The organism is Pseudomonas sp. D(2018) (assembly GCF_005502555.1).
Lineage (GTDB): Bacteria > Pseudomonadota > Gammaproteobacteria > Pseudomonadales > Pseudomonadaceae > Metapseudomonas > Metapseudomonas resinovorans.
In genome coordinates, this window is record NZ_SCOK01000003.1 from 183,804 (window position 1) to 196,763 (window position 12,960).

11 protein-coding genes and 1 riboswitch are annotated in these 12,960 nt (G+C 64.6%); of the genes, 4 read left to right on the plus strand and 7 right to left on the minus strand.

Annotated features, from left to right (window positions below; genetic code table 11):
• Positions 1-8: 8 nt before the first annotated feature.
• The 4 genes from FFS60_RS04110 to FFS60_RS04125 all read right to left on the minus strand — a co-directional run bounded on the left by FFS60_RS04110 (position 9) and on the right by FFS60_RS04125 (position 2,702).
• Positions 9-626: a YqiA/YcfP family alpha/beta fold hydrolase gene (locus FFS60_RS04110; RefSeq protein WP_171016481.1), complete on the minus strand. Its 618-nt coding sequence runs from the start codon at positions 624-626 to the stop codon at positions 9-11.
• Between the two features lie 58 nt (positions 627-684).
• Positions 685-1,500, minus strand: coding sequence for a 3',5'-cyclic-AMP phosphodiesterase (gene cpdA / locus FFS60_RS04115; protein WP_028630628.1), 816 nt, complete (start codon positions 1,498-1,500; stop codon positions 685-687).
• Positions 1,501-1,638: 138 nt separating this feature from the next.
• Positions 1,639-2,094, minus strand: a complete 456-nt coding sequence (locus tag FFS60_RS04120) for a DUF1249 domain-containing protein (protein ID WP_028630627.1) — start codon at positions 2,092-2,094, stop codon at positions 1,639-1,641.
• Positions 2,085-2,702, minus strand: a complete 618-nt coding sequence (locus tag FFS60_RS04125) for an NUDIX domain-containing protein (protein ID WP_028630626.1) — start codon at positions 2,700-2,702, stop codon at positions 2,085-2,087. Before FFS60_RS04125 ends, FFS60_RS04120 begins: the two co-directional genes overlap by 10 nt.
• A 195-nt stretch (positions 2,703-2,897) precedes the next feature.
• On the opposite strand from FFS60_RS04125, the gene FFS60_RS04130 reads away from it, so the two are divergent.
• Positions 2,898-3,638, plus strand: a complete 741-nt coding sequence (locus FFS60_RS04130) for a DUF3298 and DUF4163 domain-containing protein (protein WP_028630625.1) — start codon at positions 2,898-2,900, stop codon at positions 3,636-3,638.
• Here the strand turns inward: FFS60_RS04130 and cytX are convergent.
• Both cytX and thiC read right to left on the minus strand, forming a co-directional pair.
• Positions 3,595-4,896 carry a putative hydroxymethylpyrimidine transporter CytX gene (gene cytX, locus FFS60_RS04135; protein ID WP_137821214.1) on the minus strand — a complete coding sequence of 434 codons (1,302 nt, stop codon included), beginning with the start codon at positions 4,894-4,896 and terminating at the stop codon, positions 3,595-3,597. The genes FFS60_RS04130 and cytX overlap by 44 nt on opposite strands.
• A gap of 126 nt (positions 4,897-5,022) precedes the next feature.
• Complete coding sequence (gene thiC, locus FFS60_RS04140; RefSeq protein WP_028630623.1) at positions 5,023-6,906, minus strand: phosphomethylpyrimidine synthase ThiC; 1,884 nt, start codon at positions 6,904-6,906, stop codon at positions 5,023-5,025.
• 88 nt (positions 6,907-6,994) lie between these two features.
• A riboswitch (TPP riboswitch) is annotated at positions 6,995-7,101 on the minus strand.
• A 218-nt stretch (positions 7,102-7,319) separates the two neighbouring features.
• Between thiC and FFS60_RS04145 the strand changes: the two genes are divergently transcribed.
• The 3 genes from FFS60_RS04145 (at position 7,320) to FFS60_RS04155 (ending at position 11,590) form a co-directional block, all read left to right on the plus strand.
• Positions 7,320-8,759: a TolC family outer membrane protein gene (locus FFS60_RS04145; protein ID WP_028630622.1), complete on the plus strand. Its 1,440-nt coding sequence runs from the start codon at positions 7,320-7,322 to the stop codon at positions 8,757-8,759.
• Between the two features lie 223 nt (positions 8,760-8,982).
• Positions 8,983-10,938, plus strand: coding sequence for an FAD-dependent oxidoreductase (locus FFS60_RS04150; RefSeq protein ID WP_137821215.1), 1,956 nt, complete (start codon positions 8,983-8,985; stop codon positions 10,936-10,938).
• A gap of 61 nt (positions 10,939-10,999) precedes the next feature.
• Complete coding sequence (locus FFS60_RS04155) at positions 11,000-11,590, plus strand: cupin domain-containing protein (RefSeq protein ID WP_036997819.1); 591 nt, start codon at positions 11,000-11,002, stop codon at positions 11,588-11,590.
• Between the two features lie 70 nt (positions 11,591-11,660).
• Here the strand turns inward: FFS60_RS04155 and waaA are convergent, their stop codons facing one another.
• Positions 11,661-12,926 carry a lipid IV(A) 3-deoxy-D-manno-octulosonic acid transferase gene (gene waaA, locus FFS60_RS04160; protein WP_137821216.1) on the minus strand — a complete coding sequence of 422 codons (1,266 nt, stop codon included), beginning with the start codon at positions 12,924-12,926 and terminating at the stop codon, positions 11,661-11,663.
• Positions 12,927-12,960: the final 34 nt, after the last annotated feature.

Below are 12,960 nucleotides of genomic sequence, written 5' to 3' on the forward strand. Positions count from 1 at the left end.
CCTTTCAGTCAGAGGTCGGAAAAGTCGATGTCACGCCACAGCTGCGCGGGAAAGCCGGCAAAGGCCAGCAAGGCGGGCAGATGGGCAGGGAAGTTCTGGAAACCGTGGTCGCCGCCTGCCTCGATGCGCAAGGCGCAGGCGCGGTAGTAGCGCTCCGCCTGGCGGTAGTCGAGGGTTTCGTCGGCCGTCTGCAACCACACCTGGTAGCGGGCCGGATCCTGTGGTGGCGGCACTTCCAGTTCGGCCAGTGCCATCACGTGCTCCAGCGTCAGCTCCCAGGTTTCGTCGCTGTAATAGTTCTTCTGTGGACCAAGCCGGCCTTCGAACAACCGATGCGGGGCTACCGCCGGGTTGATCAGCACGGCCTTCAGGCCGTGGCGCTCGGCCAAGTGGGTCGCATAGTAGCCGCCCAGGGAGCTGCCGACCAGCACCGGGCGCCCCAGCTCGGCAATGGCGGCCTCGAGCTGGCCAATGGCCTGGCGCGGATGGTGGTGCAGTGCGGGTACCTGCAGTTGCCCGGCCAGCCCGAGGCGTTGCATGAGCACGCTGAGCTGGCGCGCCTTGAACGAAGACGGCGAGCTGTTGAATCCGTGGATATAGAGAAGGCTGGGTTGCGAGCTGGACACGCGGCTTCCTGGCAGGTCGGGGGAAAGTTGTACTTCTTGCCGTGCCGCGGCGCGAAGGTCAATAACCCTTGACGCTGTAATCCACTTCGAAGGTGATTCCGGTGACCCGCGAAACTCCGGTTTCAACGCGTCCGTCGCGCATCAGGCGCAACCAGCGATACCCCGGCGCCTCGTTGCCGACGCAGAAGTCCTCGCTGCCCGGCGCGAACTGCACGCAGGTGGACGGCGACGCCAGCAGGCGCACGCCATTGCGCAGTTGGTCGAACTCCTGGTGGACGTGACCCCAGAGCAGCACCCGCACCTGTGGATAACGATCCAGCACGGCGAACAGGCTCTCGGCGTTGCGCACGCCGATAGGGTCCATCCAGGCGCAACCGATAGGTACCGGATGATGGTGAAAGCTGACCAGCACATGACGCTCGCCGGCACCTTCGAGGGCGCTTTCCAGCAGCTCCAGTTGCTCGGCGGGGAAATGTCCGGGCACGGCGCCGGCGATGGTGGAATCCATCAGCACCAGGCGCCAGTGGGGGAAGTCGACGATGGGTTCCAGCGCCGAGGTTCCAACGCAAACCTCCTGCATCACCGGGACTTCGTCATGGTTGCCGGGGAACCACCGGGCCGGCGCAGGGATGTTCGCAACCAGCTCGAGAAAAGCTTGGTAGGACGCTGCCGAACCGTCCTGGGACAGGTCGCCCGTGGCCAGCACCAGATCGATACTCGGCTGCTCCTGCAGCACCTGTTCAATCACCCGCTGCAAGCTGTCGCGGGTCTCCATGCCCAGCAGCTTGCCGTTCGCTTCAGCGAACAGGTGGCTGTCGGAGAGCTGCACCAGCAGCACCGACTCGTCAGCGGCAAGAGGGAGTGGATTGGGCAAGGCCTTCTCCTTGGGCGAGGTGTTCGGATTATGGTTGCTGCGCGCACAACGGGTAAACCCGCGAAGCGGGAATGGTTCACAGTTAACGGCTGTTGATCGCAGTAGGCCGACGAGTCGCCAGCCAAATTCGAAGCGAACCTAGAGGACGACCGGTTCCAGCTCGTGGCCACAAGCCAGGCAATGACTCAGCCATTCACCGAGGAACAGGTTGAGTTGGCTCTTCTCGTCGGGCTGGTGCATATCGGCATTGGGATAGGCATACACGCTACGAAAACGCCGTGCATTCTCGGCACCGACCACTTCCGCCATGCGCGCGTCATGGTAGACCCGCACCTCCAGTTGCGGCGACGGCAACCAGGGCAGGCTGTGCTCCTGCCGCACTTGCAGCGTGGTGGTGTAGGGGCAGGCTTCGACCACTTCCAGGGCCAGCACACCGAGCAGGCGCTCACCCTGGCTCAACGCGACGCGACGGGAACCGCGCACCTCACGCATCTGCGGGAGCAGACGCATCAGGCGCGCGTAGTTCGCCTCGCAGGCGGCTTGCAGCCCGACGAGATCGACCCGGTAGCGATCGCGCAGCAGATTCACGTCCACAACCCCCTGACTTCAGTACGGTTCAGCGCCAGCCACTGCAGGGCCAGCATGCTTGCGGCGTTGTCCAGCCGCCCTTCGCGCATCAAGGCGAGGGCGTCTTCCAGCGGCAGTACGTGCACGCGGATGTCTTCGCCCTCTTCCGCCAGCCCGTGTACCCCCCCTGCGCCGCTGCTTTCGCATCGCCCGAGGAACAAATGCACACGCTCATTGGAGCCCCCTGGTGAAGGATAGTAGGTGGTGATCGGCCATAGCGAAGTCAATTGCAGATCGGCTTCTTCGATGGCTTCCCGACGGGCGACATCCTCCGGCTCTTCGTCCTTGTCGATCAGCCCGGCCACCAGTTCCAGCAGCCAGGGGCTCTCGCTCTTGCCATAGGCGCCGACACGGAACTGTTCGATCAGCACCACTTCATCCCGCTGCGGATCATAGGGCAGCACGCAGACAGCATCATGACGGACGAAGAGTTCCCGATGGATGACCGGGCCCATGGCGCCGGAGAACAACCGATGACGCAGACTCAGACGGTCCAGGCGGTAGAAACCCTGGAAACAGGTTTCTCGTTCGACCACCTCGACGGCGTCGGGGCCCGGTTTGAAAGTTTCGGCCATGGGAAAGTCTCATTGATTGCGGAAGGCTTTGATCCGCGCATCCTACCCCTTGGCCGCATGGGCTGCAGCCTCTTTGCAGATGGGGCGCAGGCTGGGAAGATGCGCGGCGAAAGGCTGCCCCGCCAGCGCGAACTCATGGCCGGGGTGGCAGTCGAAGCCTGCACTTTTCCGGAACAAGCCCCGACGATGAAACCGATGCCCCTTGCCAGACTCCTCGCCGCCGCCAGCCTCGGCGTCCTGCTCAGCGCCTGCCAGATGCTGCCCGGTGGCAGCGACAAGCTGGAGCCGCAGCGCCACGCCTGGGAACACCTGAAACCCGGCTGCCAGGGCGAGGCTTGCCCGCTGGTGAACATCGACACCATCAGTTTCGAAGGCGAACCGCAGCTCAATGCGCTGATCAACCAGCGCCTGCTGCAGATGACCCAGGACAGCCCGGGAGCTCCGTTACCGGCTTCGCTCGAATCCTACGAGAAGGATTTCCTTGCCAGCGCCGACCCGGGCTGGAGCAGCTACCTGCAAGCCAAGGTGCTGGAGCAGCACGACAAACTGGTGCTGGTGGAACTATCCAGCTACCTCTTTACCGGCGGTGCCCACGGCATGCCGGGGCGCGGCTTCATCAATTACGACCGCAAGCTGGAGAAGCCGCTGAGCCTCGGCGACATGCTGCTCCCCGGCCAGGAAGACGCCTTCTGGAAGGTCGCGGAGCAGGCCCACCGCCGCTGGCTCACAGCCAACAAGCTCGACCAGGACCCCGACTTCATCAAGACCTGGCCGTTCGAACGCACTGCCAACGTGGGCCTGGGCTTTGGCGCCATGCTGCTCAAGTACGACGTCTACAGCATCGCGCCCTACTCCAGCGGTCATCCGGAGATCCGCATCCCCTATCCGCAACTCAACGGAATACTGAAGCCCCAGTATTTCCCCGGACGCGGTTGAAGCGCCCCAACACCCACTGCAACCCGCCGGCCGCCAGCAACGCCGGCAGGGTTGCACCCAGTTCCGGCCAGCGATTGGCCAACAGGTGATAGATCGCGACGCCGCAGCCCCAGGCCAGCAGCGTGTCCCAGCGCAGCGCCACACGCGGTGCCAGCTCGGCACGACGACGACGCAGGATGAAGTGATCCACCAGCACCACGCCGAACAAGGGCGCGAACACCGAGCCAATCAGCAGCAGGAAGTTCTGGTACTCGGCCAGCGGTGCGAACCAGGCGATCAGCGTGCAGAGAACGCCGATGGCCAGGGCCAGTTGCTCCACCTTGAGCGGTAGCAGAATGCCGCTGGATACCGCCGCCGAGTGGATATCGGCGAAGGCCTTTTCCGACTCGTCCAGCAGGATCAGCAGCAGCGGAATGCCCATGCCGGCGCCAGCCAGGGCCAGGAGCAAGGTGTTGGCATCACTGCCCTCGGCAAAGGCCAAGGTGTAGGCCACGCCCAGGCCCATCAGCCACAGGCAGCCGATGAAGAAGCCCAGCGCGGAACCCACGAATACGCCACCACCGCGACGGCCGAAGCGCGAGTAGTCGGCGATCAGCGGCAGCCAGGACAACGGCATGGCGATGGCAATGTCGAACCCCAGGGCGAAGCTCATTGAACCGTCGCCGGCGCGCGCCATCAGGGCCGTGAAATCGGCACGATTCAACAGGTCCCAGGTCAGCCAGACGCAGGCGCCCAGCAGCAGCCAGATGCCCCAGCGCCGCAGGATACGCCGCACGAAGGCCAGCGGGCCGGCTACCGCCAGCAAGGTGGCCAAGGCGCCAAACACCAGGGTCCAGAGTGTAGGCGAGGCCCACAGGCTGTCTTGGCCCAGGCCGCGAGCCACCAGCAGTCCAGCGGCGTCACGCATGACGATGATCTCGAAGGCGCCCCAACCGACCAGTTGCAGCAGGTTGAGCAAGGCCGGCAGGGTTGCACCCGCCGAACCCAGGCTGAGCCTCATAGATGCCATGGCGGCCAGGCCCGTGTCGCTACCGATCATCGCCGCCGAACCCAGTAGCAGCACCCCGACACCGGTACCGAGGAGGATCGCCAGCAGCGCGTCGCTGGTACCCAGACCCGGCGCCAGCAGCGCACCGGTCTGCAGCACCATCAAGCCGAGGCCGAGGGAGAACCAGAGAGAGAACAGATCGCGCGTGCCGAGAACGCGCTGGTCGAAGGCGACCGGAATGGACGGCGAGTAGCTGGAGGGGGTGTTCACGTTGGCAGGCGTCCCGCTTGGACTGTAGTTATCGAGTTATCCACAAACCGAAAAGCCGGGCGCGAGGCCCGGCTTCCAGCTTGGGTGTGACAGGTCAGCGCCTGTCCAGGGTCACATGGCAGGTCGTTACACCTGCTTGTAGATCACCGAACCCTCTTCCTTGAAGCGTCCAGACTGCTCGGCGAAACCGGCCTCGATGGCCTTCTGTTCGTCGGTCAGGCCGTTTTCCTTGGCGTAGTCGCGGACTTCCTGGGTGATCTTCATGGAGCAGAACTTCGGCCCGCACATGGAGCAGAAGTGTGCCACCTTGGCCGAGTCCTTCGGCAGGGTTTCGTCGTGGAAGGCACGCGCAGTATCCGGGTCCAGGCCAAGGTTGAACTGGTCTTCCCAGCGGAACTCGAAGCGCGCCTTGCTCAGCGCGTTGTCGCGGATCTGCGCACCCGGATGGCCCTTGGCAAGGTCGGCGGCATGGGCGGCGATCTTGTAGGTGATGATGCCGGTCTTCACGTCATCCTTGTTCGGCAGGCCCAGGTGTTCCTTCGGGGTCACGTAGCAGAGCATGGCGCAACCGAACCAGCCGATCATCGCGGCACCGATGCCGGAGGTGATGTGGTCGTAGCCGGGCGCGATGTCAGTGGTCAGCGGGCCGAGGGTGTAGAACGGCGCCTCGTCGCAGCACTCCAGTTGCTTGTCCATGTTCTCTTTGATCAGGTGCATCGGCACGTGGCCGGGGCCCTCGATCATGGTCTGCACATCGTGCTTCCAGGCGATCTTGGTCAGCTCGCCCAAGGTTTCCAGCTCGCCAAATTGCGCGGCATCGTTGGCGTCGGCGATGGAACCCGGACGCAGGCCATCGCCCAGCGAGAAGCTGACGTCGTAGGCCTTCATGATTTCGCAGATTTCCTCGAAATGGGTGTAGAGGAAATTCTCCTTGTGGTGAGCCAGGCACCACTTGGCCATGATCGAGCCGCCACGGGAGACGATGCCGGTGACGCGCTTGGCGGTCAGCGGCACGTAGCGCAGCAACACGCCGGCGTGGATGGTGAAGTAGTCCACGCCTTGCTCGGCCTGCTCGATCAGGGTGTCGCGGAACAGCTCCCAGGTCAGGTCCTCGGCGATACCGCCGACTTTTTCCAGCGCCTGGTAGACCGGCACGGTGCCGATGGGTACCGGCGAGTTGCGGATGATCCACTCGCGGGTTTCATGGATGTGCTTGCCGGTGGACAGGTCCATCACGGTGTCCGAGCCCCAACGAATACCCCAGGTCAGCTTTGCCACTTCTTCCTCAATGGAGGAGCCCAGGGCCGAGTTGCCGATGTTGCCGTTGATCTTCACCAGGAAGTTGCGGCCGATGATCATCGGCTCCAGCTCCACATGGTTGATGTTGGCCGGGATGATGGCGCGACCGCGAGCGATCTCCTCGCGGACGAACTCGGGGGTGATTTCGTTCGGGATGCTGGCACCGAAGCTTTGCCCCGGATGCTGATCCTTCAGCAAGCCGGCGGCACGCGCCTCGGCCAGCTTCATGTTCTCGCGGATGGCGACGTATTCCATTTCGGGCGTGATGATGCCCTGCTTCGCATAGTGCATCTGAGTGACGTTGCGACCTGCCTTGGCCCGGCGCGGGTTGCGCACGTGGGCGAAGCGCATCGCCGACAGCTCGGCATCCGCCAGGCGACGCTGGCCAAATTCGGAGGTCAGGCCGGGCAGGCGTTCGGTGTCGCCGCGATCGTCGATCCACGGCGAACGCACATCCGCCAACCCCTTGCGCACATCGATGGTGACGCTCGGGTCGGTGTAGGGGCCGGAGGTGTCATAGACGGTAACCGGGGCATTGATCTCGCCACCAAAGGCGGTCGGCGTCACGTCCAGGCTGATCTCGCGCATGGGCACGCGGATATCCGGGCGGGAGCCCTGCACATAAACTTTTTGCGAACGGGGGAAAGGCTGGATGGATTGCTGGTCGACCTGGGCGCTTTCGCTCAGGTTCTTTTGTTGTTTTGCGGTCATCGGCTGGCTCCTGGGGAAGATGTCGGAGCGAACCTGAAGGCAGAGTGCACCGTGGCTGGTGCCGAGAGGGCCTCCCGGAGTACGGGGTGGGGAGGCACATCTTGTTCCCTACGCAGGCCTTAACCTGATCAGGTTCAACGGGATCCGGAACTCTCCGATCTCAGCCTCCGATTCGAGGCACCCCGACAAGAACTCGCGCAGTCTAAACAAGCCTGATGGATAAAACCAACCCGGCGGTCAGAATAATATGACCACTGCGTCGTGAAGTGACGCAACGCGCTCAAACGCAAACGATTGTTGCAAGCACGCAACATAGCTTGTCGCAAACTACACTTCGGCCGCCGGTGGGGCGTCTTGACCCGCCTCCAGCGGCCCCGTAGCCTTGCCCGACACCTCAGAATCCAGGATTGATCATGCTGAGCAGACTCTCGCTGGCCATCGCCGTGGCATCCGCATTTGCCGGAACCGCCTGGGCCGTAGATGCCCCCCTGTCAGCCAAGACGGACCTCGTGACCGTCTACAAGGACGCCGTCGACAACAATGCCGACCTCGCCGCCGCTCGTGCCAACTACGAAGCGCAACGCGAGGCCGTACCCCAGGCTCGTTCCGGCCTGCTGCCGCAGATAAACGGCGGCGCCACGGCCGACGACACCCGGACCAAGCTGGACGACCCTTCCAGCACCTCCTCGCGCAGCGGCCTCGCCTACCAGGCGACCCTGAGCCAACCGATCTTCCGTGCCGACCGCTGGTTCCAGCTGAAGGCCGCCGAGTCCAGCACCGAACAGGCCTCCCTGGACTTCTCCGCGACCCAGCAGAACCTGATCCTGCAGACCGCCGAAACCTACTTCGCCGTGCTGCGCGCCCAGGACAACCTGGCTTCGACCAAGGCCGAGGAAGCGGCGTTCAAGCGCCAGCTCGACCAGGCCAACGAACGTTTCGACGTCGGCCTCTCGGACAAGACCGACGTACTGGAAGCCCAGGCCGGTTATGACACGTCCCGCGCCAACCGGATAATCGCCGAACGCAACGTGGAAGACGCCTTCCAGGCCGTGGTGACCCTGACCAACCGCGAGTACGCCTCGCTCGAGGGCATCCTCCACACCCTTCCGGTCGTGGTGCCTGCGCCCAACGACGCCAAGGCCTGGGTCGACACCGCTGCCCAGCAGAACCTCAACCTGCAGGCCGCCAACTACGCCGTCGATGCCGCCGAAGAGACCCTGCGCCAGCGCAAGGCCGGCCATGCACCGACCCTGGACGCGGTCGCCAGCTACCAGAAAGGCGACAACGACAGCCTGGGCTTCAGCAACACGCCCGGCAGCACCCAGCAATTCAGTGGCGACGTCGAACAGCGCAGCATTGGCCTGCAGCTGAACATTCCAATCTACAGCGGTGGCCTGACCAGTTCTCAGGTGCGCGAGTCCTACCAGCGCCTGAATCAGACCGAGCAGCAACGCGAAAGCCTGCGCCGCACTGTGGTGCAGAACACTCGCAACTTCCACCGCGCGGTGAACACCGACGTCGAACAGGTGAAGGCACGCAAGCAGTCGATCATCTCCAACCAGAGCGCCCTGGAAGCCACCGAAATCGGCTACCAGGTGGGTACCCGCAACATCGTCGACGTGCTTGACGCCCAGCGTCAGTTGTACAGCTCCGTGCGCGACTACAACAACGCCCGCTACGACTACATTCTCGACAACCTGCGCCTGAAACAGGCCGCCGGCACTCTCAGTCCGGGCGACCTGGAAGCCCTGGCCAGTTTCCTCAAGCCGGACTACGACCCGGACAAGGACTTCCTCCCGCCCGATCTGGCCAAGGCGGCAGAAGCGAGCCTGCGCGGCGACCCGGAGTACTGAGTCCTGCTGCAACACCAAGAAGCCCGGCATCACCGCCGGGCTTTTTCATTCTGTGCGCTGACGCGAAGTCTCCCTGTGAGCACCACCGCCTGCCGTCAGAAAACTCTGCAATCTCGGATTGAGTCCAACCCGACAAGTAAATAAACGAGTTGATTTTTTACTGTTAGTAAATTTTCATGGCGCAACGAGAACGAGTCGGACCATCAGGTCCTCAGGAGCCTCCATGTCCAGCGCCACCTTCCCACGCCTCTTCGAGCCCCTGGAAATCCGCGGCAAACGCCTGAAGAACCGCATCATGTCCAGCGGACACGACACCTCGATGCCCGCCGACAACCTGGTCAACGACCAACTCGTCGCCTACCACCGCGCCCGAGCCAAGGGCGGCGTTGGCCTGATCGTGCTGCAGGTGGCCGGGGTGCACGACAGCGCGCGTTACACCTCCCACGTACTGATGGCCACCGACGATGCCTGCATCAAGGGCTACCGCCGCCTGGCCGAGGCCTGCCATGCCGAGGGCACCGTGGTGTTGTCCCAGGTGTTCCACCCGGGCCGGGAGATCATGGAGTCCGGCGACGGCCTGCTGGCAGTGGCCTGGTCTGCCTCGGCCTCGCCCAACGAGCGCTTCCGGGTAATGCCGCGAGCCCTGGACCAGCCGATGATCGACGAGATAGTCGCCGGCTACGGTGCCGCCGCCCGCCGTCTGTACGAGGCCGGACTCGACGGCGTGGAAATAGTCGCCAGCCATGGCTACCTGCCAGCGCAATTCCTGAACCCCCGGGTAAATCGCCGCGAGGACGGCTACAACGGCGATCTGGACGCCCGCCTGCGATTCCTCCGCGAAGTGATCCTGGCCGTGCGCACCCACTGCAACGAAGACTTCATCGTCGGCCTGCGCATCTCCGCCGACGAACGTGACCCGGAAGGCCTGACCGAAGACGAATCCCTGGCCGCCGTGCTTGCACTGCAGGGGCAGCTCGATTATGTGCACCTGGTCGCCGGTACTTCGGCTTCTTTCGGCGGCGCCATCCACATCGTGCCGCCCATGGCGATCGAGGCCGCCTACCTGGCGCCCACCGCGGGAAGCTTCAAGGCACGCCTGGACATCCCGCTCTTCGTCACGGGGCGAATCAACCAGCCCCAGGAAGCGGAAACCATTCTTGCTCGCGGGCAGGCCGACGTCTGCGGCATGACCCGCGCGCTGATCTGCGACCCGCAAATGCCAAACAAGGCCGCCGCTGGCCGCAGCGATGACGTTCGCGCCTGCATTGCCTGCAACCAGGCCTGCATCGGCCACTTCCACCGCGGCTACCCCATCTCCTGCATCCAGCACCCGGAAACCGGCCGTGAACTCACCTACGACGCGCCCAAGCCGGCCAGCGTGCGCAAGCGTGTGATGGTGGTGGGCGGCGGCCCCGCAGGAATGAAGGCGGCCGCAGTGGCCGCCCAACGCGGCCACGAGGTAACGCTGTATGAAGCCGGGAGCCAACTCGGCGGCCAGGTCCTGCTGGCCCAGCTGCTGCCCCGGCGGGCGGAGTTCGGCGGGGCAGCCACCAACCTGCAACGGGAGATGGAACTGGCCGGTGTGCAGGTGCAACGCAACGTCCGCGTCGACCGCAGCCTGGTAGAGCGCGAACGTCCCGACCTGGTGATCCTCGCCACCGGCGCCAGACCCTATTGGCCAGCATTCGAGCGCGGCGGCGAGCTGCAGGTGGTGGACGCCTGGCAGGTCCTGCGCGACGAAGTGCAGTTGGGTCGATCGGTGCTGGTGACCGACTGGCGCGGCGACTGGATTGCCCCCGGCATTGCCGAGCGCCTGGCGCGCAATGGCCATCAGGTGCGCCTGGCGGTGAACGGCCCTCACTGTGGCGAGAGCCTGCCGCTCTATGTGCGCGACCAGATGGCCGGCGAGCTGCACAAGCTGGGCATCCCGATCACGCCCTATTCGCGCCTTTACGGCTGCGACGACAGCACGGTGTACATGATGCACGCCACCTGCGGCGTGCCGATGCTGTTCGAAGAGGTGGACACCCTGGTGCTCTGCCAGGGCCACGAACCGGTGGATGATCTGGGCAGCGAACTGGAAGGCCTGGTGGACTTCCGCCGAATCGGCGACTGCCTGGCCCCGCGCACTGTCGAAGAAGCCATTTACGAGGGACTGAAGCTGGCCTGGGATATCTGAGTGTCGCCGGCGATCGTCGCTGCCATACAATGCCGCGATCCCGTGCCCCATGGAGGGAACCATGAGCCCCAGCCTGCCATCGCCGAACGCCAACGCCGAGAGCCAATTCCTCGGCACGCGCATCCGCGCGCTGCGCAAACGCCGGGGCATGACCCTCAGTGAGCTGGCCGAACAGAGCAAGCTCACCGCCGGCTATATCAGCCAGTTGGAACGCAACCTGGCGTATCCCTCGATCCCGGCACTGTTCAATATCGCCCGTAGCCTGGGCGTGACCATCCAGTGGTTCTTCGCCAGCGAAGCTCCCACCAGCGAAGCCGACCGTGGCTACGTGGTGCGCCGCAATGCCCGCACCAGCCTGCACTACGAAGACGGCATCACTGACGAATTGCTCAGCCCGCAGCCGCTGCGCCAGTTGGAGATGCTCCACTCACGCTTCCCCCCCGGTACCTACAGTGAAGAGAGTTACAGCCACGAGGGCGAGGAAGCCGGCTACGTGTTGAGCGGCGAGTTCGAGCTCTGGGTCGGCGAGCGCCACTTCCACCTGCAGGAAGGCGACAGTTTCAGCTTCTCCAGCCAGGAGCCGCACCGCTACGGCAATCCCGGCGAGAAGGATGCGCTGATCCTGTGGGTAATCACCCCGCCGACATTCTGAGGCGCTGCATCTGTAGGGGCGAACTCATTTGCCAAGCAGGCCGGAGGTCTGCCCTTCAAGCCCTGCGGGGTCACAGCAACCGCGCAATCCCGCCCAATAACCGCTCCAGCGCGCCCTGGTTGGCCTTGAGCACACCCAGCCCCGCTTCACGCATGGCCTCGGCACGGCCGGTATCGATCCAGAGCGCCCCCACCTGTGCCGCCAGCTGATCGGCATCAGCCACCTCGGCCAGCGCCCCGGCGTCACGCAGCTGCGCGGCGATTTCGAGGAAGTTGAACAGGTGCGGCCCCGACAGCACCGGCTTGCCCAGCGCTGCGGGCTCCAGCAAGTTGTGGCCACCATTGGGCACCAGGCTGCCACCGACGAAGGCGATGTCCGCCAGCGCGTAGAGGAACAGCAGTTCGCCCATGGTGTCGCCGACCAGCACTGAATCGGTTTGCGCCACCAACGCGCCGCTGGAGCGGCGAACGGCCGCCAGGCCTTCGCGACGGCATAGTTCGAACACCGGACCGAAACGCTCCGGATGACGTGGTACCAGGATCAACAGGGCATCAGGACGCTGCGCCAACAGCGTCTTGTGGGCGGCGAGAACGACTTCGTCCTCCCCCGCGTGGGTACTGGCGGCAATCCACACCGGCCGGGCTCCGGCGCCCCACTGGCTGCGAAGCGCGCCGGCACGTTGCAACAGCGCCGGGTCAATGCGCAGGTCGTACTTGATCGAACCTGTGACGCCCACACATTCAGAACGCGCGCCCAGGGCGCGGAAGCGCGCAGCTTCAGCCTCAGTCTGCACCGCGATCCAGCTCAGCTCGGCCAGCATGGGCGCGGTCAGTTTGCCAAAGCGTGCATAGCCGCGCGCCGATCGCTCGGAAAGCCGCGCGTTGGCCAGCACCACCGGAACGCCACGGCGGGCGCACTGGTGAATGTGGTTGGGCCAGAGTTCGGTTTCCATGATCACCGCCAGCTTCGGCCGCACCCGGTCAAGGAAGCGCGCCGCTGCCCAAGGCAGGTCATAGGGCAGGTAGCAATGTTGCACCCGGTCACCGAACAGGGCACGGATGCGCTCGGAACCGGTGGGGGTCATGCAGGTGATCGTGATGGGCAGGTCCGGGTAGCGCTCCAGCAGGGCACGGACCATGGGCGCTGCGGCGATACTTTCGCCCACCGACACCGCATGGACCCAGATACCCCCCGGCCTGATAGCCGGCAGGCCGAAGGCGAAGCGCTCGCCGATACGCCGCGCGTAAGCGGGCGCTCGCCAGGCACGCCAGGCCAGGCGCAGGGCCACCAGCGGCAGACCGAGATGAAACAACAGGGTATAGAGGGTGCGATTCATGGGCGCGGAGCTTAGCGTGACTCGCCGCTGATCG